The following is a 24,169-nucleotide window of genomic DNA, read 5'->3' as shown; positions in this document are numbered from 1 at the left end:
GTTTGAGGCGAGAGAATACGAGCAATCACTCGTATTCGCAATGAGGGGTGCCATGGAGAGCGAGGAGGCGCGGCCCCGGCGGCGGCAGGCGCGCGGCGAGCGGCGGATGAGCGAGATCCTCGACGCGGCGGCGGCGGTGTTCGCCGAGCAGGGCTACGAGAAGACCACCACGAACGCCGTCGCGGCGGCGGCCGGGATCTCCCCCGGGTCGCTCTACCAGTTCTTCCGCAGCAAGGAGGCCGTCGCGCAGGCGCTCGCCGACCGGTTCACCGCCCAGATGCGCGAGGCGCACGGGGAGGCGTTCGCCCCGGCCGACCTGGCCGCCATGGACCTGGACGACCTGATCGACCGGGTCGTCGATCCCCTGGTGGCGTTCAACGTCGCCAACCCGGGGTTCAAGGCGCTGTTCGCCCGCCCGGACATGCCGCCGGGCCTCGCGACGGCGGCCGGGCCGATCCAGTCGGCGCTGCTCGGCCGGGTCGAGGCGATCCTCGCCGTACGGGCTCCCCGCCTGTCCGCGCCGGAGCGGACCCGCAGCGCGCGCGTGCTCGTGCAGATCTTCCAGGCGATGACGCCGGTCGTGGTCGCGGCGACCGAGGAGGAGCGGGAGGCCGAGGTGCGCGAGCTGAAGAAGGTGCTGCGCGGCTACCTGGCCCCGCTGGACGGTTGATTCCCCGGCCCGAGCGCGGGCATGGTGATGCGATGACCAGCGATGAGGCGCGCGACGGAGTCACACTGACCAACCTCGACCAGCCGCTGTTCGACGGCGCGGGCGCGACCAAGCGCGACCTGGTCGACTATCTGGACGCGGTCCGCGACCGCGTCATCCCGGTGCTGCGCGACCGGCCGCTGTCCGTGGTGCGGGTGCGGCAGGGCCAGGCGCCGTTCATGCAGAAGAACGTGCCCTCCTACGCCCCGGACTTCGTGCGGACGGTCACCCTCTGGGCCGAGTCGTCCCAGCGGCGGGTGTCGTACGCCCTGTGCGACGACCGACGCACCCTGCTGTGGCTCGCCAACCAGAGGGCGGTCGAGTACCACCCCGCCCTCGTCCTCGCAGGGGACTGGGACCGCCCCACCCATCTCGTGCTCGACATCGACCCGCCGTCGGCCGAGGCGTTCCCGCAGGGCGTCGCCGCCGCCCGCCTGGTCGGCCGGGCGCTGGCCGACGCCGGCCTGTCGGGGGCGGTGAAGACCAGCGGCGCCAAGGGCCTGCACGTGTTCGTGCCGCTGGAGGCGCACACGACGGAGGACGTCGCCGCGGCCACCCGCGCGCTCGGCGTACGCGCCGAGCGCCTCGACCCCGCCCTCGCCACGACGGCGTTCATCAGGGAGGACCGCGGTGACAGGGTGTTCATCGACTCGACCCGGTCCGGCGGGGCGACCGTGGTGGCGGCCTACAGCCCGCGTGTACGGCCCGGCGTCCCCGTGTCGTTCCCGGTGGCCTGGGAGGACCTGGACCGGGTCACCCCCGGCGACTTCACCGTCCACACGGCGGCGGAGCTGCTGCGGGACGGCGACCCGTGGGCCGCGCTCATGCCGGAGCCCCAGCGGCTCCCCCGCGACCTGATCGAGGAAGGCCACACGATCCCGGTCGCCCGCGTCCAGGCGATGCACGAGGGCAAGCGCCGCGCCCGCGCCCGCCGCGCCACGTCGTGAGCAAGTTGGCGACAGCATGTTGCTATAGTTCGCGACATGCCGTCGCCAACATCGCGCCAGAGCTGGATCCCCCTCGTCGTGCTCGCGACGGGCGTGTCGATGGTCGTCATCGACGCCACGATCGTGAACGTGGCGGTGCCCGCGATCATCTCCGACCTGGGCCTCGGCGCCACCGACGTGGAGTGGGTCAACTCCATCTACTCGCTGATGTTCGCGGCGCTGCTCATCCCCTTCGGCCGGGCCGGTGACCGGTATGGCAGGCGCCGCCTGTTCGCCCTGGGTGTCGCGGTCTTCCTGCTGGCCAGCGTGCTGGCGGCGGCGTCGGTGAACGGGCCCATGCTCATCGGCGTACGAGCCGTGCAGGGCGTGGGGGCGGCGATGGCCGTCCCGATGACCCTCGCGATCATCAACCGCGTCTACGCGGGCCGCCGGCGGGTGATCGCCTTCGCGGTCTGGGGCTCCATCATCGGCGGCATGGCCGCCGTCGGCCCGCTGGCGGGAGGCTGGCTGGTCACCGAGCACGGCTGGCGGGCCGCGTTCTGGATCAACCTGCCCATCGGCGCGTTGCTGCTGCTCGGCTCGCTGCGCGTGCCAGAGTCTCGGGACGGCCACACGGCGGGCGGCGACCTGGCCGGGCTCGTCCTCGCCGTGCTCGGCACGACCGGCGTCGTCTTCGCCCTGATCGAAGGCCAGAAGTACGGCTGGCTGGAGCCGCGGCGGACCGCCGACCTGTTCGGCCTGCGGTTCGAGAGCGTCTCCCCCGTGCCGTTCGCCTTCGGTGTCGGCGTCCTCGCGCTGATCGCCCTCGTCGTACGCGAACGGCGGCGCGAGCGCGCCGGCCGGCCCGTGCTCGTCGACCTGACGCTGTTCGAGCTGCCGAGCTTCCGTTACGGCGCGATGGCGGCGGTGATCGTGGCGCTCGGCGAGTTCGGCCTGATCCTCGTGCTGCCGCTCTTCCTCCAGTCCGCGCTCGGCTACACCGCCTTCCGGGCCGGCCTCGTCATCGCCGCGCTGGCCCTCGGCACCTTCCTCGCGGGCGGGCTGGTCCCCCCGCTGTCGAAGACGCTGTCGCCGCGGACCATCGTGCGGATCGGCCTGGGCTTGGAGGCCGTCGGCGCGGCCGGCATCGGCCTGTCCCTCGCGCCGGACATGGGCGCCTGGCGGCCCGTGCCGTGGCTGCTCCTCTACGGCGCGGGCATCGGCTTCGCCACCGCGCAGCTCACCGGCGTCCTCATGGCCGACGTGCCCGCGCGTCTGTCCGGCGGCGCGTCCGCGCTCCAGAGCACGGTCCGCCAGCTCGGCGCGGCGCTCGGAGTCGCCATCCTGGGCGGGGTGCTGGTGGCCGGGCTCGGCTCGGCCGTCGAGCGCGGGCTCGCCGACCGGCCCGAGCAGGTGCGCACGAGCGCGGCGCGCGCGGTCGAGGAGAGCGCCGGCGCCGCCATCCCCGCGCTCCGCGACCCGGTGATCCACGCGGCGGCGGTCGAGGCGGCCGCCGAGGCGACCCGCAGGGTCACGTTCATCACGGCGCTGACACTGCTGGCCGGCGTCGGCGTCACCCTCCTGCTTCCCCGCACACCGGTCGTCGAGGACGAGCCGCCGGAGCCGGTCGCGGCGGGCGGGCCGGATACTGGAGGTCGCGACCTGGACATGTAGCGACCCTGGAGGGGGTAATGCCGAGGATCAGCGCGGCGACCGTCGCGGATCACCGGGCCAACCAGCACGCCGCCCTGCTGGAGGCGGCGCGGGAGATCCTGGCCGCAGAGGGCGTGCACGCGCTCACCCCGGCCGCCGTCGGCGCCCGGATCGGCCTGGCCCGCTCCAGCGTCTACCGCTACTTCGCCTCCACCGCCGACATCCTGGCCCAGCTCGTGGAGGACGCCTTCCCCCGCTGGTCGGCCCGCCTGCGCGCCGCCATCGCCCCCGCCGGCCCGGACGGCTCGCTGCCCGCCAGGATCCGCGTGTACGGCAAGGCCGCGCTCGACTTCGTCGGCAGCCCCGACTACGCGCTGATCCCGGCGCTGCAGGCGGTCGGGCTGCCGGGCGAGTGCCGGGTCCGGGTGGACGAGCTGCACGGCGCGCTGATCGCCCCGCTCGCCGACGCGCTGCGCGAGACCGGGACCGACCATCCGGAGCTGCGGGCCGAGCTGGGCTGGGGCGTGCTGCGGGCGGGAGCCCGCCGCCTCATGCCACCCGACGCGCCACCCGACGTGCCATCCGACGGGGCGGCACACGACCGGGAGCCCGCGGACGCGGACCCCGAAGAGATCATCGAGATCACCCTCGACGTGCTTACCCGCGCCCTGCGCTGACCCCTGCCCCATGACATCATCGCGATGCCACATGACGTCATTCTTGATTGACCTGACGTCAAAGTGACGTCATAGTAGGGGCATGGACCTGCTGCCGTATGTCGAGAACCTTCGCCGTCAGCTCGCCGTCGCCGCCGAGGCGGGGGGCCCGGACGCCCGCGCACTGGCCGAGCGCCTCACCGGCGCCCTCGAATCGGCCACCAGGCTCACCCTGCTGGAGGCGCTGTCGGCGGCGGCGGACGAGATCACCCGTGATCTCGCACCGGGTTCTGTGGACGTGCGGCTACGCGGCGGCGACCCGGCGTTCGTGGTGACGCCACCGCAACCGGGGCCGTCTTCTGGAGGCGCGATGGGCGGGGCGGAGACCACGCCGCCGGCCGCGGCGGAGGCCGTCCCTCCCGCCGGGCCCCTGTCCGGGTCTCTGTCCGGGTCTCCGTCCGGGGAGGAAAGCGGCACCGCGCGGGTGACCCTGCGGCTGCCGGAGCACCTCAAGGTGCGCGTGGAGGAGGCGGCCGCCCGGCAGGGGATCTCGGTCAACGCCTGGCTGGTCCGCGCCGTCTCCGCCGCGTTCGAGCCGGGCGCCGGGAGTGGTCCCGCCGACCGGCCGCAGCAGCCCCGCAGCGGGCGCAGCTACACGGGCTGGGTGCGCTAGCCGCGCCCGCCCGGTCTCATCACCCGTCACCGCTCTTCGCCCGGCCCCGAGGCCGGGATGTTCCACCGGACCCGTGAGGAGGGCTCCGCCATGCCTGCTTTCGACACCCCCGACCCGATCACCGCCGACATCCAGATCTACCTCGGCCAGGTCCGCGTCCACGCGAGCGACCGTGCCGACACCGTGGTGGAGGTGCGCCCCAGCGACCCGTCCAGCGAGGCGAGCGTGCAGGCCGCCGAGCGGACGATCGTCGAGTTCTCCGGCGGACGGCTGCTGATCAAGGACCCCAAGCCCAAGGCCCTGAGATACCTGCTGCCCTGGCGCGGCTCCATCGAGGTGACCCTCGAACTGCCGGCCGGCTCCCGCGTCGAGACCCAGGGCGCCGCCGACCTCATCGCCACCGGCCCGCTCGGCCAGACCGTCCTGCACAGCTCGTACGGCGACCTGCGCCTGGAGGAGACCGGCCCCCTGGAGGTCAAGGTGTCCTACGGCGACGTCTCCGTCGACCGGGTGACCGGCCCCGCCGAGGCGACCACCTCCACCGGGGCGATCCGGATCGGAACCGTCGACGGCCCCGGCACGCTGAAAACCTCCACCGGCGCCATCACCCTCGGCGAGGCGACCGGTGACCTGCAGCTGAAGACCGCCCACGGCGACATCGTCGTCGACCGCGTGCTGGCCGACCTCACCGCCAGGACCGCGCACGGCGGGATCCGGATCCACGCGGCGGTGAGCGGCACCCTCCACCTGGAGACCGGCTACGGCAAGGTCGGCGTCGGCATCGCCGAGGGCACGGCCGCCTGGCTGGACCTGCACTCCAAGAACGGCGTGGTGCGCAACGCCCTCGACGCCGCCGAAGGCCCCGAGCCCACCGACACGGTCGTCGAGGTGCACGTGAACACCAACTGGGGCGACGTCGACATCCACCGGTCCTGACCCCCGAACACCAGCAAGGAGACCCCCATGAGCGACGCGATCACAGCCGAAGGACTGGTCAAGAGATACGGCGAGGTGACCGCTCTGGACGGGCTGAGCTTCTCCGTCCCGCACGGGACGGTGCTCGCCCTGCTCGGCCCGAACGGCGCCGGCAAGACCACGACGGTGCGGGTCCTGACCACGCTCCTGCGCCCCGACGGCGGCCGCGCCACCGTCGCCGGATGCGACGTCGTCGGCGACGCCCGGCGGCTGCGCTCGTCCATCGGGCTGTCCGGCCAGTACGCCGCCGTCGACGAGCACCTCACCGGCGCCGAGAACCTGGAGATGATCGGGCGGCTCTACCACCTGGGCGCCAGGCGCAGCAAGGCCCGCGCCCGTGAGCTGCTCGAACGCTTCGACCTCACCGACGCCGCGGACCGTCCGGTGAAGGGCTACTCCGGCGGCATGCGCCGCCGCATCGACCTGGCGGGCGCCCTGGTCGCCGACCCTCCGGTGCTGTTCCTGGACGAACCCACCACGGGCCTGGACCCCCGCGCCCGCGCCGCGCTGTGGGAGACCATCTCGGAGCTCGTCGCGGCCGGAAGCACGCTGCTGCTCACCACCCAGTACATGGAGGAGGCCGACCACCTCGCCGACCAGATCATGGTGGTCGACCACGGCCGCGCCATCGCCCGCGGCACCGCCGACGAGCTCAAGGACCAGGTCGGCGGCAACCGCGTCGAACTGACCGTGACCGACGCCGCCGAGCTGGAGACCGCCCGGCAGACCCTCGCCCCGTTCGCCGTCGGCGCCGTGCGGACCGTGCCGGACTCGCTCCAGATCACCGCCCCGGTCAGCGACGGCCCCGAGGCGCTCCGCCAGGTCCTCGGCATGCTCGCCGACGCCGGGGTCCGGGTGCGGGACGCCGGCCTGCGGCGGCCCACCCTCGACGACGTCTACCTCACCCTGACCGGACACCAGGCGTCCGGCACCGACCCCCAGGCCCGGGAGGCCACCCGATGAACGCGCTCACCATGCCCCTCGCCGACGGCTGGACGATCGCCAGGCGCAACACCCTCAAGATCAGGCGCTCGCCGGACCTGCTCGGCTCCGCGATCATGTTCCCGATCGTGTTCGTGCTGATGTTCGCCTACGTCTTCGGCAGCGTCATCGACATCCCGGGGATGTCGTATCGGGAGTTCCTGCTCCCCGGCATCTTCGTCCAGGCCGTGCTCATGAGCGCGCAGATCACCGGCTACACCCTGACCCTCGACCTGCAGAAGGGGATCTTCGACCGGTTCCGCTCGCTGCCGATGGCCCCGTCCGCGGTGCTGATCGGCCAGACCGTCAGCGACCTGCTGATGAACCTCGCCAGCCTGGTCGTCATGGCGGCGATGGGGCTGATCGTCGGCTGGCGGGTGCACACCTCGCCCTCCGAGGCCGTCCTCGGCTTCGGGCTGCTGCTGCTGTTCGCCTACGCGTTCTCCTGGTTCACCGCGGCCGTCGCGCTGGCCCTGCGCACCCCGGAAAGCTTCAACAACATCGCCACCACGGTCTCCTTCCCGCTGATGTTCGTCTCCAACGCCTTCCTCGACAGCTCCGAACTGCCCACGCCCCTGCGCGTCGTCGCCGAGTGGAACCCCGTCTCCACCATCACCCAGGCCGCACGGGAGCTCTTCGGCAACACCAGCACCGCCATGAAGACCTCGGACGCCTGGCCCCTGCAGCACGCCGTCCCGGCGTCGCTGCTCTGGATCGCCGTCATCCTGGTCGTGTTCATCCCGCTGGCGACCCGCCTGTACAAGAAGGCGGTCAGCGCCTGACCCGCGCGCGCCCCAGCCGGCGACGGGCCCGGGCCCGGGCATGATCAGTGCTTGCGGCCGACGGCTCCCACGATGCCGGACCGGCTCGTGTCGGCCGGCACCTCCCAGGGGACGTCGGGCCGCCACGCCTGCACGGGGACCAGGCCCGGCTCCAGCATCTCCAGCCCGTCGAAGTAGGACGCGATCCGCGCCAGCGGCCGGCCCGCGAGCCCGCCGGAGGAGGTGGCCGAGTAGACCTGCTTGCTCGCCTCGACCACCTCTTCCTGGACGTCGCCCTTGTGGATGTGCGACAGCACCAGGTGCCCGCCCGGGACCAGCCGTTCGCGGACGCTCGCCGCGATCCGGTCGGCGACCTCGTCCTCCGGGACGAAGTGCAGCACCGCGACCATGAGCACGGCGAACGGCCGGGTGAAGTCGATGTGGGCCCGCACCGCCGGGTCGTCGAAGATGGCGTCGGGATCGCGCAGGTCACCGCTCATGACCATGGTGTCCGGATTGTCGGCCAGCAGCGCCCGCGCGTGGACGAGGACGACGGGGTCGTTGTCCACGTACACGACCCGCGCCCCCGGGGCGTGCCGCTGCGCGACCTGGTGGACGTTCTCCTGCGTGGGCAGCCCGGCGCCGATGTCGACGAACTGGGTGACGCCCGACTCGGCCAGGTGCCGTACGGCCCGGCCGAGGAAGCCGCGGTTCTCCCGGGCGATCTCCCGCCCGTCGTTGCCCATCTGGCGGCCGATGGCGAGCATCTTCTCCGCGGCCTCCCGGTCGGCCGGGAAGTTGTCCTTGCCGCCCAGGTAGTAGTCATACATCCGGGCGACGCTGGGGACGGTGGGATCGATGCCCGCCGGTGCCTGTCCGAAGTCGTCCAATGCGTCCGCTCCTCGCCGATGGGATCGCTCCCACGGATTCCATGACCTTGAAGATCATCCCCTGGGATTCATCTCGGGGCAACCGGGCAGCGGCACGGTGACGATCTCACAGGAGGACTCATGACGCCGCGCATGACCCTGACGGCGGCGGTGCTCGACGCACCCGACGCCCGCGAACTGGCGGTCTTCTACCAGCGGCTGCTGGGCTGGCCGATCGACGACGACGAACCCGGATGGGTGACGTTGCGCCCGCCCGGAGGCGGCACGGGCCTGTCGTTCCAGACCGAGAAGCTGTACGAGCGGCCCGTGTGGCCCGCGGCACCCGGCACGCAGCGGATGATGCTCCACCTGGACATCGAGGTGGACGACCTCGACGCGGCCGGGGCCCACGCCGCCGAGGCGGGCGCGACCCTCGCCGGCCACCAGCCGCAGGACGACGTGCGGGTCTACCTCGATCCGGCGGGGCATCCCTTTTGTCTGTGGGTCAGGACGGACTGACCGGCGCGCTGATGATCTGGCGGCGAGGACGACGGGCGTGTGAAAGCGGATTAATGCGGGCGACATTCCACGGACGGTGATCGCGTAACAACGTCTGGTCAGACTTCCGGGATATGAGCGAACCGAGAAATGCCGCCGGCGGGGGCGGGCACGCGTCTCCCGGCCCGCATCCCCGTGACCCGCATCACCGGGACCCGCATCACCGGGACCATGGCGTCCGGTCCTGGCGGCGGGAGATCGCGGAGCTGGCCGCGCTCTTCCTCGCCGTCGGCCTCGCCCACGTGCTCACCACCTTGCTCGGCCACCGGGACCCTGGCCCGGTGGTCCTCGTCGGCCTCGGCCTGGCGCTGATCCTCGGCTCGGCCGTGCACCGGCGGCTGTCGGCCTCGGGAGGCGTACGGCTGCGCGCCCGGGTGAGGGCGGAGCAGCCCACGAGCCTGTGGCGGGTGCGGGCCAGGGTCGCCGAGCGCCCCGGCCGCCTCGCCGCGCTCGCCGGGGCGTTCGCCCGGCTGCGCTGCAACATCCTCGCCCTGCAGATCGCGCCCGCCGGGAGCGCGTCGATGATGCCGGGGGGCTGCGACGCCCTGGACGAGTTCATCGTCGAGGCCCCGGCCTCGCTGACGCCCCTCGACCTGTGGCGCGCGGTCGACCGGGCCGGCGGGGCGGACGCCGTCATCGTCCCCGCCCAGGTCAGGGACCTCATCGACCCCGGCATCCAGGCGCTGCTGCTGGGTCAGCGCGTGCGCGACGACCCGGGCGAGCTGGTCGCGGCCATGACCGAGTTGCTGCGCACGGCGGACATCAGCAGGTGTGGCCCCGGCGAGCCCGCTCCCGAGGGAGAACCGACCGTGATGGCCGTTCCCGTGCCCGCCGGCGGCGTGCTGGTGGCGCGGCGGCCAGGCCTGCCGTTCACGCCGACCGAGACGGCGCGGGCCGCCGCGCTGGCCGCGGCGGCCCGACACCGTCAGTGGGCGGACGAGTGAGCCGGTCCGGACGAGTGAGGCAGCCTCAGCCCGCAGCGTCGAGCCGGCCGAGCTCCTCGGGCGTCAGCTCCAGGTCTGCCGCCTTCACCGAGTCGAGGATCGTCTCCGGCCGCGACGAGCCGGGGATCGGGATCACCACCGGCGCCTTGGCCAGCATCCAGGCCAGGCACACCTGCTGCGGGCTCACGTTGTGGGCCCGCGCCACCTCCGCGAACGGCGCGAAGCGCGAGCCCAGCTCGCCCGCCCTGGAGATGCCGCCGAGCGGGCTCCACGGCAGGAACGCGATGCCGAGCTCCGCGCACAGCTCCAGCTCCGGCTCGCTGGAACGGAAGGCCGGGGAGAACTGGTTCTGCACGCCGACCAGACGGCCGCCGAGGATGTCGTTGGCCTGGCGGATCTGCTCGGGGTCGGCGTTCGAGATGCCGGCGTAGCGGATCTTGCCCGCGTCCAGCAGGTCGCGGATCGCCCCGACCGAGTCCTCGTACGGCACCCGCGGGTCGGGCCGGTGGAACTGGTAGAGGCCGATCGCGTCGACGCCCAGCCGCTTGAGCGAGGCGTCGCACGCCTGCTTGAGGTAGTCGGGCGAGCCGTTGAGCGTCCACGAGCCGTCGCCCGGGCGCAGGTGCCCGCCCTTGGTGGCGACCAGCACGTCCGAGGTGTCCCCGTCGTAGCTCGCCAGAGCCTTGGCGATCAGCGTCTCGTTGTGGCCCACCTCGTCCGCGTGCAGGTGGTAGGCGTCGGCCGTGTCGATGAGCGTCACCCCGGCGTCCAGTGCCGCGTGGATGGTCGCGATCGAGCGCTGCTCGTCGGGCCGCCCCTCGATGGACATCGGCATGGCCCCGAGACCGATCGCGCCGACCTGCACGTCGCCGATGCGGCGAGTCCGCATAAGAAGATCCCCCTTCGAAGGACACAGATCAGAGTTCTGTGTCCTATCCTGCGAATCCGGCATTAAGCCGTCCAACAGAAGATTTCGATCGCATTGAGCAGCGTGGGTGATGAACGGTGGAGCTGCGGCAGCTCAGGTACTTCGTGGCGGTGGCCGAGGAGAGCCACTTCACCCGGGCGGCCGAGCGGCTGCACATCGCGCAGTCCGGCCTGTCGGCGTCCATCCGCGCGCTCGAACGTGAGCTGGGCGCCGACCTGTTCCGCCGCAACACCCGGCAGGTGCGGCTCACGCCCGAGGGCCGGGCGTTGCTGGCGGAGGCCAGGCGGGCGCTCGCGGCGAGCGACGCGGCCCGTGACGCCGTGGCCGCCGTCCAGGGCCTGCTGCGCGGATCGCTGTCCATCGGCTCGCTGCAGTGCCTGCACGCGGTGCACCTGCCGACCGTGCTCGCCGGGTTCGTGGCCGCCCATCCCGGCCTCGACATCCGGCTGCGCCACGGCGGCTCGGGCGAGCTGGTCGAGCAGGTGCGCGAGGGCCGCCTCGATCTCGCCCTGGTGTCCCGCCCGGCGCGCGAACCCGACGACGTCGTGATGGCCCCTCTCGCGGCCGAGCCGCTGGTGCTGGCCTGCGCGCCGGGACACCCGCTGGCCGCGCTCGCCAGGGTGAGGCTGGAGGCGCTGCGGGGCGAGCGGTTCGTGGACTTCCCGCCGGACTGGGGCACCCGGACGCGGGCCGACGAGGCGCTCGCCGCCGCCGGCGTCGACCGGCACGTGGCCCTGGAGGTCACCGACGTCCACTCCCTGCTCGATCTCGTGGGGAACGGCCTCGGCGTCGCCCTGGTCCCGCGATCGTTCTCGGCGAAGACCGCTCGCGTGCGCTTCCTGGAGCTCGCCGACCCCGTGCCGATGTGGGAGACCGTGACGGTGAGCGGGGCACCCGGCGGCGCCGCCGCGGCGGCGCTGCTCGACGAGATCCACCAGGCCATTCAATGACTTTCTAGTCAAAAACCACCCAAGTTGGTATATAACACCTCGTAAGGCTTTCGGGGTTCGGCCCCAGGGCCGCCGAACAGCCGACGACCACGAAGGCGACTCCTATGAGCGTGCACGTCCACGTCCGCCTCAACGACGGTTACGCCGTCACCGAGGACGGACAGCTGCTTGAGCGGAGCAGTTGCCACTGCGGCGCCTCGTGGGAGACGACCTACCGGGTGGACGAGGGCGAGCCCGAAAGCAGCTGAGCCCCACCGGCATCCCGGGCGGCTTCATCAGATCCTCATGGAGATCTCAGCGGAGGCCGAGACGCGCTTCCTAGCGTCGTGAGACGACGACACGACGCGAAGGACGATCCCGGTGACCGTTGACACACTCCGCCCGCCCGGGCCGGCCGTGGGAGCCGCACCCCGCCGGGCGCCCGCCCGGCTCGCCCCGGCCGTGCTGCTCGCCGCCACGGCGGTGCTGTACGTCTGGGGCCTCGGCGCCTCCGGCTGGGCCAACTCCTTCTACTCGGCGGCCGTCCAGGCGGGCAGCGCGAGCTGGTCGGCCTTCTTCTTCGGCGCCTCCGACGCGGCCGGCGCCATCACCGTGGACAAGACGCCCGCCGCGCTGTGGCCGATGGCCCTCAGCGTGCGGATCTTCGGGCTGAACTCCTGGAGCATCCTGGTCCCCCAGGCACTGATGGGCACGGCCGCCGTGGGCGTGCTGTACGCCACCGTCCGCCGCCACTTCCCCGTCTGGGCGGCGCTGCTGGCGGGCGCGGTCATGGCGCTGACCCCGGTGGCCGTGCTGATGTTCCGGTTCAACAACCCCGACGCGCTGCTGGTGCTGCTGCTCACGCTGGCGGCGTACTGCCTGGTGCGGGCGCAGGAGCGGGCGGACACCCGCTGGCTCGTCCTCGCCGGGCTCTGCGTCGGCACCGGATTCCTGGCCAAGATGCTGCAGGCGTTCCTCGTGCTGCCGGGCTTCGCCCTCGTCTACCTCGTCGCGGCTCCGGCGGGCCTGCGCCGGCGGATCGGTCAGCTCGCCCTCGCGGGGCCGGCCGTTCTCGTGTCGGCCGGATGGTGGCCGGCGATCGTCGCGGCGATTCCCTCGGGCTCCCGGCCGTACATCGGAGGGTCGCAGGACGACAGCGTGCTGGAGCTGGCGCTCGGTTACAACGGCCTCGGCCGGCTGAACGGCGACGAGGCCGGCGGGCTCGGCAACACCAACCAGCAGGCCGGACCGCTACGCCTGTTCGACACCGAGGCGGGCGGGCAGATCTCCTGGCTGCTGCCCGCCGCGCTCATCCTGCTGGTGGCCGGGCTGTGGCTGCTGCGCCGCGCGCCGCGCACCGACCCGGCCCGGGCCGCCCTCGGCCTGTGGGGCGGCTGGCTGCTGGTCACCGGCCTGATCTTCAGCCTGATGCAGGGGATCTTCCACGCCTACTACACGGTCGCGCTGGCCCCGCCCGTCGCCGCGCTCGTGGGCATGGGCGCGGCCCTGCTCTGGGAGCGCAGGCACCGCCCCGGCGCCGTCGTCACGCTCGCGGCGACGGTGGTGGTGACCGCCTGGTGGGCGTCGGTGCTGCTGTCGCGCGCCTCCGGCCGGTTTCCCTGGCCGGCGCCGGCGGTCCCGGCCGCCGGCGCGGTCGCCGCCGTGGCGATCCTCGCCCTGCGGCGGGCGCGCGTGCGGCTGCTCGCCACGGCCGCCGCCGCCGGGCTCGCGGCCTGCCTGGCCGGCCCCGCGGCGTACGCCCTGGAGACGGCGGCGACCCCGCACACGGGCGCCATCCCGTCGGCGGGCCCGAGCGCCTCCGGCGGCCCCGGCGGTTCCGGCGCGCGCGGGGCCTTCGGGCGGGGCGGCTTCGACGGCGGCCCGCGCGGCGCGTTTCCCGGCCGGCCCGGTCAGGGCGCACTCCCCGGCGGGTTCGGCGGCGGGCGGGGCATGGGCGGCCCCGGAGGTGGCGGCCCGGGCGGCGGCCCGGGTGGTGGTGCGGGTGGCGGGCTGCTGAACGCGGCGACGCCCGGCGCCGCGCTCACCGCGCTGCTGTCCGCCGGCGCGGGGCGCTACACCTGGGTCGCGGCGACCGTCGGCTCCAACAACGCCGCCGGATATCAGCTGGCCACCGAGGAGCCCGTCATGGCCGTCGGCGGCTTCAACGGCACCGACCCCGCGCCCACGCTGGCGCGGTTCCGGCAGTACGTCGCCGAGGGACGGATCCACTACTTCATCGGCACGGGCATGGGCATGGGCCGCGGCCCGGCGACCGGCGGCGACGAGGCCACCCGGATCGCCGCGTGGGTGCGGGAGACCTTCGAACCGCGGACCGTGGACGGCGTCACGGTCTTCGACCTCACCGCCGCGGCCACTGCGGCGACGGCCGCCTGACCGTGCTCGCCGGTCACCACGCATCCCGCCGCCTGGCACACCGCGATCCCGCGGGCTCTCCCCAAGGCGACCGGTTCTCACTAGGCTGATCCAGAAGTTTCCTCTGTTCAGGTGCTGGAGCCGCCCATGTCCCCCGCCTCGCCGGATGTCGCCCTCGCCCGCCGCCAGTCGCTCGCGGACCTGCTCAGGCGCTCCGCCCGGCGGCACCCCGGCCGTCTGGCCGTGGCGGACGCGGCCCGCTCCCGTACGTACGCGGAGCTCGACGAGGACGTGACGCGGGTGGCGGGCGCGCTGGCCGCCCGGGGCGTGCGTCCCGGGGACCGCGTGGCGGTGCTGTCGCGCAACAGCGTGGACTACGTGCGGACCATCTTCGGCGTGGCCCGCGCCGGGGCCGTCCTCGTGCCGGTCAACTTCATGCTCGGCGCCGACGAGATCGCCTACGTCCTGTCCCACTCCGGCGCGGTCGCGCTGATCGCGCAGGACGCCCTGCTGCCGGTGGCGCGGGACGCGGCCAAGCAGGCCGACGGGCTGCGGCTGCGCATGGTGTACGGCCCGGCGCCCGAGGAGGGCTGGGAGCCGTTCGACTCGCTGCTGCAGGAGGACGCGGCCGAGCCGGTCGTGCCGATCGGGCCCGACGACCCCGCGCAGATCCTCTACACCTCGGGCACGGAGTCACGCCCGAAGGGCGCCGTGCTGTCGCACGCCGCGCTGATCGCCCAGTACGCGAGCTGCGTCATCGACGGCGGCATGACCCGCGACGACGTCGAACTGCACGCGATGCCGCTGTTCCACTGCGCCCAGCAGCACTGCTTCCTGGTGCCGGACATCCAGCTCGGCGCCTCCAGCCACATCCTCCCCGGGGCCGACCCCGCCGCCGTGCTGGAGGCGATCGAGCGCCACGGGGTGACCAAGTTCTTCGCGCCGCCCACGGTGTGGATCTCGCTGCTGCGCCACCCGGACTTCGACCGGCGCGACCTGTCCTCGCTCCGCAAGGGCTACTACGGCGCGGCGATCATGCCGGTCGAGGTGCTGAGGGAGATCGCCGAGCGGCTGCCGGACGTGCGCCTGTGGAACTTCTACGGCCAGACCGAGATGGCGCCGGTCGCGGTGATGCTCCAGCCGGAGGACCAGATCCGCAAGGCGGGCTCGGCCGGCCAGGCCGCCCTGAACGTCGAGACCCGGGTCGTGGACGCCGACGGGAACGACGTCCCTCGCGGGGAGATCGGCGAGATCGTGCACCGCAGCCCGCACGCGATCCTCGGCTACCTGGACGACCCCGAGAAGACCGCCGAGGCGTTCCGGGGCGGCTGGTTCCACTCGGGCGACCTCGGAGTGATGGACGAGGAGGGCTACCTCACGGTCGTCGACCGGATCAAGGACATGATCAAGACCGGTGGGGAGAACGTCGCCAGCCGCGAGGTCGAGGAGGTCGTCTACGAGCACCCGGCGGTCGCGGAGGTGGCCGTCGTCGGGGTCCGCCACCCGAGCTGGATCGAGGCGGTCGTCGCGATCGTGGTCACCAAGCCGGGCGTGACCGTCACCGAGGAGGAGCTGCGGGCCCACGTCCGGGCGCGGCTGGCTCCGTTCAAGGTGCCCAAGGCCGTCGCGTTCGTGGACGCGCTGCCGAAGAACCCGAGCGGCAAGATCCTCAAGCGCGAGCTCCGCGACCGCCACGCCGCCCTCGCCGACCGCATCCCCGGCGTGCGGCTTCCGGGACGTCAGGAGGGGTAGCCGTAGCGGCCGTGGAGGCGGACGAAGCGGGCCAGCGTGAGGACCTGGCGCGGTTCGAGGCCGATGACGGTGCGCTCGAACAGCACGACCTCCTCCCGGCCGCCCGTGCCGATGGGCTGCACCAGGCGTCCGCCGAGCCGCAACTGCTCGACCAGCGGCGCGGGGACCGTGGGAAAGGCGGCCGAGACGATGACGGCGTCGTAGGGGGCGTGCTCGGGCACCCCCCGGCCGCCGTCGCCGACGAGCACCTCCGCGTTGCGGATGCCCTGCCGGGCGAGGTTGCGGCGCGCTCCGCGTACGAGGTCGGGCCACAACTCGACGCTGACCACGTCGGCGGCCGTGCGGGCGAGCAGCGCGGTCTGGTATCCGAGGCCGCTGCCGACCTCCAGCACGTGCTCCCGGCCGGTGAGCCCCAGCCCCTCGATCATCGTGGCCGACAGCGACGGCTGGGTGGTCACCTGCCCGTGCGCGATGGGGATCGGCACGTCCTCGTAGGCGTGGGCGATGTGTTCCGCGGGGACGAACCCGGCACGCGGGGTCGAGCGCACGGCCTGGAGCAGGCGCTCGTCACGCACGCCCACCGCCCGGACGGCCCGGACGAGGTCTTCGGGACAGGCGGCTGCGCTCACGTCCACCACGCTCACGTTCAGACGGCGAGCGGCGCCGTCCCCCACCGCGGCCCGCTCACCCCGAGTGATGCCCCCTCAGCCGCGCCGGAACCCGGCGGCGCACCCGGGACGCGCCCGCGGTGCCTCAGGTCACACGTCTCGTGAAGCCCGCGAGGGGCAGCTCGACGACGAAGCATGCCCCGCCGCTGCCGGAGGTCTGCACCCACACGGCTCCGTGGTGCGCTTTGACGATCTCCCGGGTGATGGCCAGGCCGAGCCCCGCGCCGGCGTCGTCCTGGCCAGGAGGACCCTTGAGCCGGACCAGCCGCTCGAATATCCGCTCCCTTTCCTCCTCCGGAACGCCCGGGCCGTCATCCGACACCGTCAGCCGCGCGACGCGGCCCTTGCGGCCGACCTCGACGTGGACGTGGTGCCTGGCGTGCCGCTGGGCGTTGTCCAGCAGGTTGGTCAGGACCTCACACATCTGGGTGCGGATGACCTCGACCGGCACGCCGGGAACGCACGCCACCGACACAGGGATGGGGTCGGCTCGGTCGGCGACTTCCTGCCTGACCAGCTCGCACAGGTCGAGCCGTTCCCATTGCACCTGTACGAAGCGGCTGCGGGCGATCAGCAACAGGTCGTTCGCCAGCGCTTCCAGTCGATCGACCCCGCGGAGCACGTCGTGAAGCGGACGGCGACCGGGCTCCCCCGGATGGGAGAGCGCCTCCTCCACCGTGACCCGTATCCCGGCCAGTGGAGAGCGGATCTCGTGCGCGACGGTGGAGGCGAACCGGCGCTCGCGTTCCAGCATGTCCAGGCTGACGTTGATGTTGCCGACCAACTGGTCCACCTGCGTTGGGTCCCGCCGCCGGACTATCTGGGCGTACTCGTCCCTGACGTTGATGTCGGCGAGATCGCCGGAGATGACGCCCAGACGGTGCAGCAGCCGATGGACCACGACCGTGCCGGCCACCAGGGCGGCCGGCACCAGCCAGTTCCACAAGCGCCTCCATACGACGACGTCACCCGTAGGCGCCGCCCCGTCGTACCGTCTGCGCGGCCTGGGCATGACCCCAGCGTATTCCGCAGGATCTCCCGGCAGGGCGGCGAGCCCGGCCTGCAGCCGACAGGGCCGGTGTCAGCCCCCGAAGGTCACCTCCGCCGTGCCGACGGTCCCCCCGCGGCGGCCGGGGGCGCTCTGCCACTGCCAGTAGAGGTTCGTGTGCGCGATCACCTGCTCCGGGGGCGGCGCGCCGTAGGCGGTCAGGTCCTCGGTGGTGTGCGCGTCGCCGACCAGCGTCACGTCATACCCCCGGACGAAGGCCCCGTGGAGGGTCGAGCGGATGCACGCGTCGGTCTGGGCGCCCGTGACGACGAGCCGGCCCACCCCGCGCTCGGCGAGCAGCGCCTCCAGGTCGGTGTCCTCGAACGAGTCGCCGTACCTCTTGTGCACGAGCGGCTCCGCCTCGCGGCGGACCAGCTCAGGCACGTACTGCCAGTTCTCACTGCCCTGCTGCAGATCGTGGTCGTCGGAGTGCTGCACCCAGATGACCGGCACGTCCTGCGCGCGCGCCCTGCCGACCAGGGTGTCGATGTTCGCGATCACGGTGTCGCGGTGGGGCGCGCCCGCCATCACCCCGTTCTGGACGTCGATGACCAGCAGTGCGGTGTTGGGGCGATCGGCAAGAGTCGTCATGGGTTCCCGTTCTCGTCGCGGATCCTGTGCCGCCTCACCCTAGAACCGGCCACCGACAACTTCGGCCTGCGCACGAAGCACCCCAAATTGGAGTGCTAAATACCTATTTGCTAGCGTCAGGGTGTGCGGTTGACGAAGTTCACGGACCTGGCCCTGCGCGTCACCATGCGCCTGGCGGTCCTGGAACCGGGGGCGTCGCTCACCACCCGCCAGGTGGCCGACGCGATGGCGATCCCCTACAACCACACCGCCAAGGCCATCGCCCGCCTGCAGCACCTCGGCGTCGTGGAGGCCCGCCGGGGACGCGGGGGCGGCCTGGAGCTGACCGAGTTCGGCCGCAAGGCCTCGATCGGCTGGCTGGTCCGCGAGCTGGAGGGAGAGGAGGAGGTCGTCACCTGCGAGGGGGAGATCCCCTGCCCGCTGCGGGCCGTCTGCAGCCTGCGCGGCGCGCTGCGCGCGGCACAGCAGGCCTTCTACGCCTCCCTCGACCCGATCACGGTGGATCAGCTGGCCTCCGCGTCGACGAGGCCGGTGCTGCTCAGCCTCTCCTGACCTGCACAACGGGAAGCCCCGGCAGGTTCGTGGCATTTAAATTTGCCTATCACATACCAATTTGGAGGATGTCATGCTCTCCCCGGAGTCGGCCGCGACCGTCCGCACCACCCTGCCCGTGATCGCGGGGGCGATCCAGGACATCACCGCCCGCTTCTACGACACGATGTTCGCCGACAACCCGGAGCTGCTGCGCGACCTGTTCAACCGCGGCAACCAGGCCAACGGTGACCAGCGCGTCGCGCTGGCGGGCTCGATCGCCGCGTTCGCGACCGCGCTGGTGGAGCGCCCGGGAATGCGTCCCGGCACGATGCTGTCCAGGATCGCCAACAAGCACGCCTCCCTCGGCGTCACCGAGGAGCAGTACGCCGTGGTGCACAAGTACCTGTTCGGCGCGATCGTCGATGTGCTGGGCGACGCCGTGACGCCCGAGGTCGCCCGGGCGTGGGACGAGGTCTACTGGCTCATGGCCGAGACGCTGATCGGCCTGGAGCGCGACCTCTACCGCGAGGCGGGCCGGGGCTGGACGCGGGCCACCGTGATCGAGCGCCGCGACGAGACGGCGGACGTGGTCGCCTTCCTCCTGCGTCCGGACACCCCGATGTCCTTCCGGCCGGGTCAGTACGTCAGCGTCCAGGTGACGCTGCCCGACGGGGCGCGGCAGATCCGGCAGTACAGCCTGTCGAACGCCCCGGAGCGCGGCGACTGGCGGATCACGGTCAAGCGGGTGCGCGGCGAGGGCGCCCCCGAGGGCGAGGTCTCCGCCTGGCTGCACGAGCACGTCCGGGCCGGTGACGTGCTCGCGGTCTCCGCGCCCTTCGGCGACCTGACCCTGCCCGAGGGCGACGGCCCGCTGCTGCTCGCCTCCGCGGGGATCGGGGTCACCCCCATCCTGTCGATGCTCGACCACCTCGCCGCCACCGGGTCGGACCGGCGCGTGCTGGTCGTGCACGCCGACCGCTCGCCGGACGCGCACGTCCACCGCGAGGAGCTCGCGGACCTGGTCGCGGCCCTGCCCGGCGCCACCCTGCACCGGTGGTACGAGGATCTCCCGGAAGAGCATGCCGCCGGCCATGTCGCCGCCGTGGGCCGGGCCGACCTGGCGGCGATCGACCTGCCCGGAGACGTCGTGGCCTGCCTGTGCGGGCCGCTGCCGTTCATGCGTGCCGTGCGCGCGCAGCTGGTCGAGCTGGGCGTGCCCGCCTCCGGCATCCACTACGAGGTGTTCGGCCCCGACCTGTGGATCGCGGCCGCGTGATCCCCTGACCGGCCCGCCGCCCGCCCGCGGCGGGCCGGTCCGCCGACGACACCGTCAGCGTGAGAACCCCGCCGACGTGAGAACCCCGCCGGTGTGGAGATCCCTCAGCGCAGCAGGCCGACGCCGGCGTAGCCGTCCACGCCGGGGATCCTCGGCAGCTTCGGCTCGTCGGGCTCGGGCCGCCACTGCTCGGTCACGACCAGGCCCGGCTCCACCAGGTCGAACCCGTCGAAGAACCGCAGCAGTTCGGCGTGGGTCCGCGGGGTGACCGCCCCGGCGGAGGTGTTCTTGTACAGCTCGCGTCCCTCGCGGATCTTCTCCTCGTCGAGGTCGCCGTACGACAGGTGGCTGATGGCCATCGCGCTGCCGGGGGCGAGCCGGTCGCGCAGCGTGGCGACGATGCGCTCGGCGTCCTCGGTGCCGGGGACGAAGTGCAGCACGGCCACCATGAGCAGGCCCACCGGCTTGCCGAAGTCGATGTGCTCGTTGATCCGGGGGTCGCCGAGGATGGCCTCGGGCTCGCGCAGGTCGCCGTCCACGACGATCGTCTGGCTGTTGTCGGCCAGCAGGGCCCGGCCGTGCGCGAGCACGATCGGGTCGTTGTCGACGTAGACCACCCGCGAGTCGGGGGCTTCGCGGAGCGCGACCTGGTGGACGTTCTCCTGCGTCGGCAGCCCGGCGCCGATGTCGAGGAACTGGCGGATGCCTTCCCGGGCCATGAGGGTCACGGCCCGGCGGATGAAGCGCCTGTTGGTCCGCACGCCTTCCCGCGCGTTCGGGGTCAGCTCGATGAGCTTTTCGGCCGCCGCCCGGTCGACGGCGAAGTTGTCCTTGCCGCCGAGGAGGTAGTCGTAGATCCGGGCGACGCTGGGGACCGTCACGTCGATTCCCGGCGGGCCCTGCTCCTTCTTCATCCCGTCCTGCCCCTGATGCGCTCGTACGTTGATCACAACGTAGCTGATGGATCAGGATTCGGCGCATCAAAAGGGAAAGCGACCGGCACCGCCTGGGCACGGCCGGTCGCTCGGATCACCGTCGCGGACCCCTCAGTCCCGCGCCGGGCGCTCACCCCCGGGGGTGCCGGCGACCAGGATGTCGACCGGACCCGTCGTGACAGGAGCGGTGACGACCGGGTCGGCGATGAAGTCGCGCATCCAGTGGAAGCTGGCCTTTGGCGTGCGCACCTGGGTGTCGTAGTCCACGTGCACCAGGCCGAACCTGGCGGAGTAGCCCCGGGCCCACTCGAAGTTGTCCATCAGCGACCAGCAGAAGTAGCCCCGCACGTCCGCGCCCGCGCTCATCGCGTCACGGGTCGCGGCCAGGTGGTCGCGCAGGTAGTCGATGCGCCCGCTGTCCTCGAGCACGCCGCTGTCGCCGTACCCGTTCTCGGTGATGTAGACGGGCGGCAGGTCCGGATAGCGGGAGGTCAGGCCGACGAGGGTCTCGTACAGCCCCTCGGGCTCCACCACCCAGCCGAGCCCGCTGGTGCGCGCGTCCTCCGGCGTGACGGTGCGCACGCCCAGGTCGAACGCCGAGCGCCGGGCGGGGTCGGGCTCCTCGTACGGCGCGGCCTCCACGTGCAGGCGGTAGTAGTAGTTCACCCCGAGGAAGTCCACCGGCGCGCCGATGACGTCCAGGTCGCCGTCCCGCCGGAAGGAGAAGTCGGTGATCCGGCCGAACGTCTCCGCCATGTCGGCGGCATAGGCCCCGCCGAAGAGCGGTTCGGTGAACTGCCGGTTGACCAGCAGGTCCATCCGTCGCGCGGCCCGGACGTCCTGCGGCGAGGAGGTCACCGGCACGGTCGGCGACATGTTGAGCGTCACCCCGATCTGCTGACCGGGTCTGGCCATCTCCCGCAGGCGCGCGACGGCCAGGCCGTGGCCGAGCAGCAGGTGGTGGGCCGCGGCCAGCGCGCCGTGCCCCTCCTTGGCGCCCGGCGCGTGCCGGCCCTCGCCGTAGCCGACGATGGCCGAGCAGTACGGCTCGTTGAGCGTGATCCAGTTCGAGACCGAGTCGCCGAGGGCGTCGTACATCACCTCGGCGTAGTCGGCGAAGCGCTCGGCGGTGTCGCGGACCCGCCAGCCCCCGCGGTCCTCCAGCGCCTGCGGCAGGTCCCAGTGGTAGAGGGTCACGTACGGCTCGATCCCGCCCTGGCGCAGGGCGTCCACGAGCCGCCGGTAGAAGTCGAGCCCGCGCCGGTTCACCGGTCCGCGGCCGTCGGGCAGCACCCGCGGCCAGGCAACGGAGAATCGGTAGGCCCCCGCCCCGAGGTCTTTCATGAGATCGACATCCTCTTGCCAGCGGTGATAGTGGTCGCAGGCGAACTCACCCGACTCGCCCCGTGCCACCGCGCCGGGCACCCGGCAGAAGGTGTCCCATATCGAGGGCCCCCGGCCGTCGGTGTCGACGGCCCCCTCGATCTGGTACGCCGCGGTGGCCGTGCCCCACACGAAGCCGGCGGGAAAGGTCCGCGGCATGGCGAGGCGTTCGTCGGTCGCCGTCATTCCGTCTTTGCTCCAGGTTCCGTGCCCGCTCCGGTGAACAGCCCGGACACGGCGGCCGGCCGTGCGGGCGATGGGACCGTTCCCCCGAAGGCTGCGGGACCCGCCGAGCCGTACGGCGGGCACATATGCGGGCAGACGGAGTTCCGCAGCGGACACCTGAACTCCCTCGCAGGAGAAAGGGAAGCGGCTGCGAGACACGACGGCGGCCGAGCCCGTGGCAACGAGAAAGCTCCGGCCGATGCCCGCCATCACACATAAGGGGGCTGGAGGTTGTCAAGTCACGAAAACGTGACGGGAGGAAATTCCGATTACTGGTTGACGGGCCTCCCGGCTGTTGCCTATTTTGGGGAAACCGGTTGCATGAAACCGGTTACACGAGATGCGATAGCGTTTGGTCCGTGGCAACGATCAGAGAGCTGGCGCGCCTGTGCGGCGTGTCTCCGGCGACCGTCTCCCGCGTGTTCAACAACCCTGAGGTGGTGAACGCGAAGACCAGGGAGCAGGTCCTGCGGACGGCCCGCCAAATCGGCTACCTGCCCAACGAGTCCGCCCGCACCCTGGCCACCAAGAAGTCCTTCATGGTCGGCCTGGTGTGGGATACCGACCACCGCCGGCCCGGCTGGCGGCACCCGTTCTTCCAGGAAATCCTCATCGGCCTGAAGACGGCGCTCAGCGGGCGCGGATACCACCTCCTCATGCTCGCCACGAGCGGGGACACGAGCGGCGAGAGGACCGAGGACGCCTACGTGCGCGCCGTGCGCAGGCACAACCTGGACGGCGTCGTGATGATCGACAGCGGCACCTGGGATCCCTCCCTGCAACGGCTGTCCGAGTCGGGGGTGCCCTGCGTCAGCCTCGACCGTCCCGTGGAGGGATCCCGCGCCACGTACGTGACCTCGGACAACGCGGGCGGCGCCCGCCTGGCCGTGCGGCACCTGCACGAGCGGGGGCGGCGGGCGATCGCCACGATCACCGGCCCTGCGCACACGCGTCCTGGCGCCGAGCGTCTGCGCGGCTACCAGGACGAACTGTCCCGGCTGGGGTTGCCGCGCCGGCCCGAGTTCGTGGTCGAGGGCGACTTCTACCTGTCGGGCGGTCACGCCGCGATGCGCCGCCTGCTGGAGGCCGACGAGCGGCCCGACGCCGTGTTCGTCGCGGGCGACGAGATGGCCGTCGGCGCGCTGCGCGCGATCGGCGAGGCCGGCCTGAAGGTGCCCGAGGACATCGCCCTGGTCGGGTTCGACGACATCGAGGTGGCCGCGCTCGTGCCGCCGGGCCTGACGACCGTCGCCCAGGACAAGGCCGGATTCGGCACCGCCGCCGCGGAGGCCGTGGTCTCCATGATCAACGGTGCGGACACCCCGCCGCCCCGGATCCTGCCGACCACACTCGTCGTACGCGGCTCCAGCACGCCCCTGCTCTGACCCGCTCCCGCTGGTCCTGTACGGCGATGAGCGTTCTGGAGCGTTGTGCTCCCGGAGGCGCTTATCGTGATGAGGCACCCATCACCCTTGACCCTCCGGGGGACTTCTGTGTCCGAGCAGTCCTGGCCTGCCCGCATCCGTGCCGATTTCGCGCAGCGCGTGCTGGACCTGCGGCTCCAGCACCCGGGGGTCCTCGCCTCGCTGGACCAGCACACGACCGCCGTCAGGCACGCCATCGCGGAGCTGGGCGAGCGGGTCGGGCCGGCCTCCCTGCTCGCCTATCTGATCGGCTACTGGGACGGCGCGCGGGAGAAGGGCTGGCGGGCGCCGGGACCCGGCCAGCCGCTCGACTTCGCCACCCTGCGCATGAGCGCGGTCTGCCTGATGCTCGACGCCGCGGCGGAACCCGCCTGACTCCACACCGCCTCCGGCACGGC

At 72.6% G+C, this 24,169-nt stretch carries 25 protein-coding genes; 18 read left to right on the top strand and 7 right to left on the bottom strand.

The features are described 5' to 3' along the window. The first annotated feature begins 52 nt into the window (after positions 1–52). From ABZ860_RS11650 to ABZ860_RS11615, 8 genes are all read left to right on the top strand, one after another. Positions 53–670: a TetR/AcrR family transcriptional regulator gene (locus tag ABZ860_RS11650; protein ID WP_357218465.1), complete on the top strand. Its 618-nt coding sequence runs from the start codon at positions 53–55 to the stop codon at positions 668–670. 32 nt (positions 671–702) lie between these two features. Next, positions 703–1,656, top strand: coding sequence for an ATP-dependent DNA ligase (locus ABZ860_RS11645; RefSeq protein WP_357218462.1), 954 nt, complete (start codon positions 703–705; stop codon positions 1,654–1,656). A 36-nt stretch (positions 1,657–1,692) separates the two neighbouring features. After that, positions 1,693–3,309 (top strand): MFS transporter, encoded by a 1,617-nt coding sequence (locus tag ABZ860_RS11640; RefSeq protein ID WP_357218459.1) that lies wholly within the window; start codon positions 1,693–1,695, stop codon positions 3,307–3,309. A gap of 17 nt (positions 3,310–3,326) precedes the next feature. Further along, positions 3,327–3,965 carry a helix-turn-helix domain-containing protein gene (locus tag ABZ860_RS11635; protein WP_357218456.1) on the top strand — a complete coding sequence of 213 codons (639 nt, stop codon included), beginning with the start codon at positions 3,327–3,329 and terminating at the stop codon, positions 3,963–3,965. Between the two features lie 82 nt (positions 3,966–4,047). Further along, entirely contained in the window at positions 4,048–4,617 is a 570-nt protein-coding gene (locus ABZ860_RS11630) for a toxin-antitoxin system HicB family antitoxin (protein ID WP_357218453.1), read from the top strand. Positions 4,618–4,707: 90 nt separating this feature from the next. Continuing rightward, on the top strand, positions 4,708–5,553 hold the full coding sequence (locus ABZ860_RS11625) for a DUF4097 family beta strand repeat-containing protein (protein WP_357218451.1): 846 nt from the start codon (positions 4,708–4,710) through the stop codon (positions 5,551–5,553). 27 nt (positions 5,554–5,580) lie between these two features. Further along, positions 5,581–6,555, top strand: coding sequence for an ATP-binding cassette domain-containing protein (locus ABZ860_RS11620; protein WP_357218449.1), 975 nt, complete (start codon positions 5,581–5,583; stop codon positions 6,553–6,555). Further along, the gene (locus tag ABZ860_RS11615) at positions 6,552–7,355 is read left to right on the top strand and encodes an ABC transporter permease (RefSeq protein WP_357218447.1); all 804 of its coding nucleotides are present in this window, start codon (positions 6,552–6,554) and stop codon (positions 7,353–7,355) included. The genes ABZ860_RS11620 and ABZ860_RS11615 overlap by 4 nt, the downstream gene beginning before the upstream one ends. A 44-nt stretch (positions 7,356–7,399) precedes the next feature. Here ABZ860_RS11615 and ABZ860_RS11610 read toward each other — a convergent pair whose 3' ends face one another. After that, the gene (locus tag ABZ860_RS11610) at positions 7,400–8,224 is read right to left on the bottom strand and encodes an SAM-dependent methyltransferase (RefSeq protein WP_357218444.1); all 825 of its coding nucleotides are present in this window, start codon (positions 8,222–8,224) and stop codon (positions 7,400–7,402) included. 120 nt (positions 8,225–8,344) lie between these two features. Here ABZ860_RS11610 and ABZ860_RS11605 point away from each other — a divergent pair, with 120 nt between their 5' ends. Continuing rightward, on the top strand, positions 8,345–8,722 hold the full coding sequence (locus ABZ860_RS11605; RefSeq protein ID WP_357218441.1) for a VOC family protein: 378 nt from the start codon (positions 8,345–8,347) through the stop codon (positions 8,720–8,722). Positions 8,723–8,835: 113 nt separating this feature from the next. Continuing rightward, on the top strand, positions 8,836–9,705 hold the full coding sequence (locus ABZ860_RS11600) for a hypothetical protein (RefSeq protein WP_357218439.1): 870 nt from the start codon (positions 8,836–8,838) through the stop codon (positions 9,703–9,705). 25 nt (positions 9,706–9,730) lie between these two features. Here the strand turns inward: ABZ860_RS11600 and ABZ860_RS11595 are convergent, their stop codons facing one another. Beyond that, on the bottom strand, positions 9,731–10,594 hold the full coding sequence (locus tag ABZ860_RS11595; protein WP_357218436.1) for an aldo/keto reductase: 864 nt from the start codon (positions 10,592–10,594) through the stop codon (positions 9,731–9,733). Between the two features lie 116 nt (positions 10,595–10,710). Here ABZ860_RS11595 and ABZ860_RS11590 point away from each other — a divergent pair, with 116 nt between their 5' ends. The 4 genes from ABZ860_RS11590 (at position 10,711) to ABZ860_RS11575 (ending at position 15,687) form a co-directional block, all read left to right on the top strand. Further along, on the top strand, positions 10,711–11,583 hold the full coding sequence (locus ABZ860_RS11590; RefSeq protein ID WP_357218433.1) for a LysR family transcriptional regulator: 873 nt from the start codon (positions 10,711–10,713) through the stop codon (positions 11,581–11,583). Between the two features lie 104 nt (positions 11,584–11,687). Then, positions 11,688–11,831 carry a hypothetical protein gene (locus ABZ860_RS11585; RefSeq protein ID WP_357218430.1) on the top strand — a complete coding sequence of 48 codons (144 nt, stop codon included), beginning with the start codon at positions 11,688–11,690 and terminating at the stop codon, positions 11,829–11,831. 112 nt (positions 11,832–11,943) lie between these two features. Further along, positions 11,944–13,956: a glycosyltransferase family 39 protein gene (locus tag ABZ860_RS11580; protein WP_357218427.1), complete on the top strand. Its 2,013-nt coding sequence runs from the start codon at positions 11,944–11,946 to the stop codon at positions 13,954–13,956. Positions 13,957–14,082: 126 nt separating this feature from the next. Then, complete coding sequence (locus ABZ860_RS11575) at positions 14,083–15,687, top strand: acyl-CoA synthetase (RefSeq protein ID WP_357218786.1); 1,605 nt, start codon at positions 14,083–14,085, stop codon at positions 15,685–15,687. Here ABZ860_RS11575 and ABZ860_RS11570 read toward each other — a convergent pair. The 3 genes from ABZ860_RS11570 to ABZ860_RS11560 form a co-directional block, all read right to left on the bottom strand. Further along, on the bottom strand, positions 15,675–16,316 hold the full coding sequence (locus ABZ860_RS11570) for a methyltransferase domain-containing protein (RefSeq protein ID WP_357218425.1): 642 nt from the start codon (positions 16,314–16,316) through the stop codon (positions 15,675–15,677). The genes ABZ860_RS11575 and ABZ860_RS11570 overlap by 13 nt on opposite strands. A gap of 124 nt (positions 16,317–16,440) precedes the next feature. Then, positions 16,441–17,301: a HAMP domain-containing sensor histidine kinase gene (locus tag ABZ860_RS11565; RefSeq protein ID WP_357218423.1), complete on the bottom strand. Its 861-nt coding sequence runs from the start codon at positions 17,299–17,301 to the stop codon at positions 16,441–16,443. A gap of 135 nt (positions 17,302–17,436) precedes the next feature. Further along, the gene (locus ABZ860_RS11560) at positions 17,437–17,994 is read right to left on the bottom strand and encodes a cysteine hydrolase family protein (protein WP_357218420.1); all 558 of its coding nucleotides are present in this window, start codon (positions 17,992–17,994) and stop codon (positions 17,437–17,439) included. 123 nt (positions 17,995–18,117) lie between these two features. Between ABZ860_RS11560 and ABZ860_RS11555 the strand changes: the two genes are divergently transcribed. Together ABZ860_RS11555 and ABZ860_RS11550 are read left to right on the top strand one after the other, a co-directional pair. Continuing rightward, positions 18,118–18,546, top strand: a complete 429-nt coding sequence (locus ABZ860_RS11555; RefSeq protein WP_357218417.1) for an Rrf2 family transcriptional regulator — start codon at positions 18,118–18,120, stop codon at positions 18,544–18,546. 73 nt (positions 18,547–18,619) lie between these two features. Then, positions 18,620–19,804, top strand: a complete 1,185-nt coding sequence (locus tag ABZ860_RS11550) for an FAD-binding oxidoreductase (protein WP_357218414.1) — start codon at positions 18,620–18,622, stop codon at positions 19,802–19,804. Positions 19,805–19,908: 104 nt separating this feature from the next. Here ABZ860_RS11550 and ABZ860_RS11545 read toward each other — a convergent pair whose 3' ends face one another. Continuing rightward, positions 19,909–20,754: an SAM-dependent methyltransferase gene (locus tag ABZ860_RS11545; protein ID WP_357218411.1), complete on the bottom strand. Its 846-nt coding sequence runs from the start codon at positions 20,752–20,754 to the stop codon at positions 19,909–19,911. Between the two features lie 96 nt (positions 20,755–20,850). Beyond that, positions 20,851–22,308: a GH1 family beta-glucosidase gene (locus ABZ860_RS11540; protein WP_357218409.1), complete on the bottom strand. Its 1,458-nt coding sequence runs from the start codon at positions 22,306–22,308 to the stop codon at positions 20,851–20,853. A gap of 398 nt (positions 22,309–22,706) precedes the next feature. Between ABZ860_RS11540 and ABZ860_RS11535 the strand changes: the two genes are divergently transcribed. Both ABZ860_RS11535 and ABZ860_RS11530 read left to right on the top strand, forming a co-directional pair. Then, positions 22,707–23,732 carry a LacI family DNA-binding transcriptional regulator gene (locus tag ABZ860_RS11535; RefSeq protein ID WP_357218406.1) on the top strand — a complete coding sequence of 342 codons (1,026 nt, stop codon included), beginning with the start codon at positions 22,707–22,709 and terminating at the stop codon, positions 23,730–23,732. Between the two features lie 108 nt (positions 23,733–23,840). Beyond that, positions 23,841–24,146: a DUF6401 family natural product biosynthesis protein gene (locus ABZ860_RS11530; protein WP_357218404.1), complete on the top strand. Its 306-nt coding sequence runs from the start codon at positions 23,841–23,843 to the stop codon at positions 24,144–24,146. Positions 24,147–24,169: the final 23 nt, after the last annotated feature.

This window comes from Microbispora sp. NPDC046973, assembly GCF_040644495.1.
GTDB lineage: Bacteria > Actinomycetota > Actinomycetes > Streptosporangiales > Streptosporangiaceae > Microbispora.
This window is presented reverse-complemented; position numbering and strand designations above follow the sequence as displayed.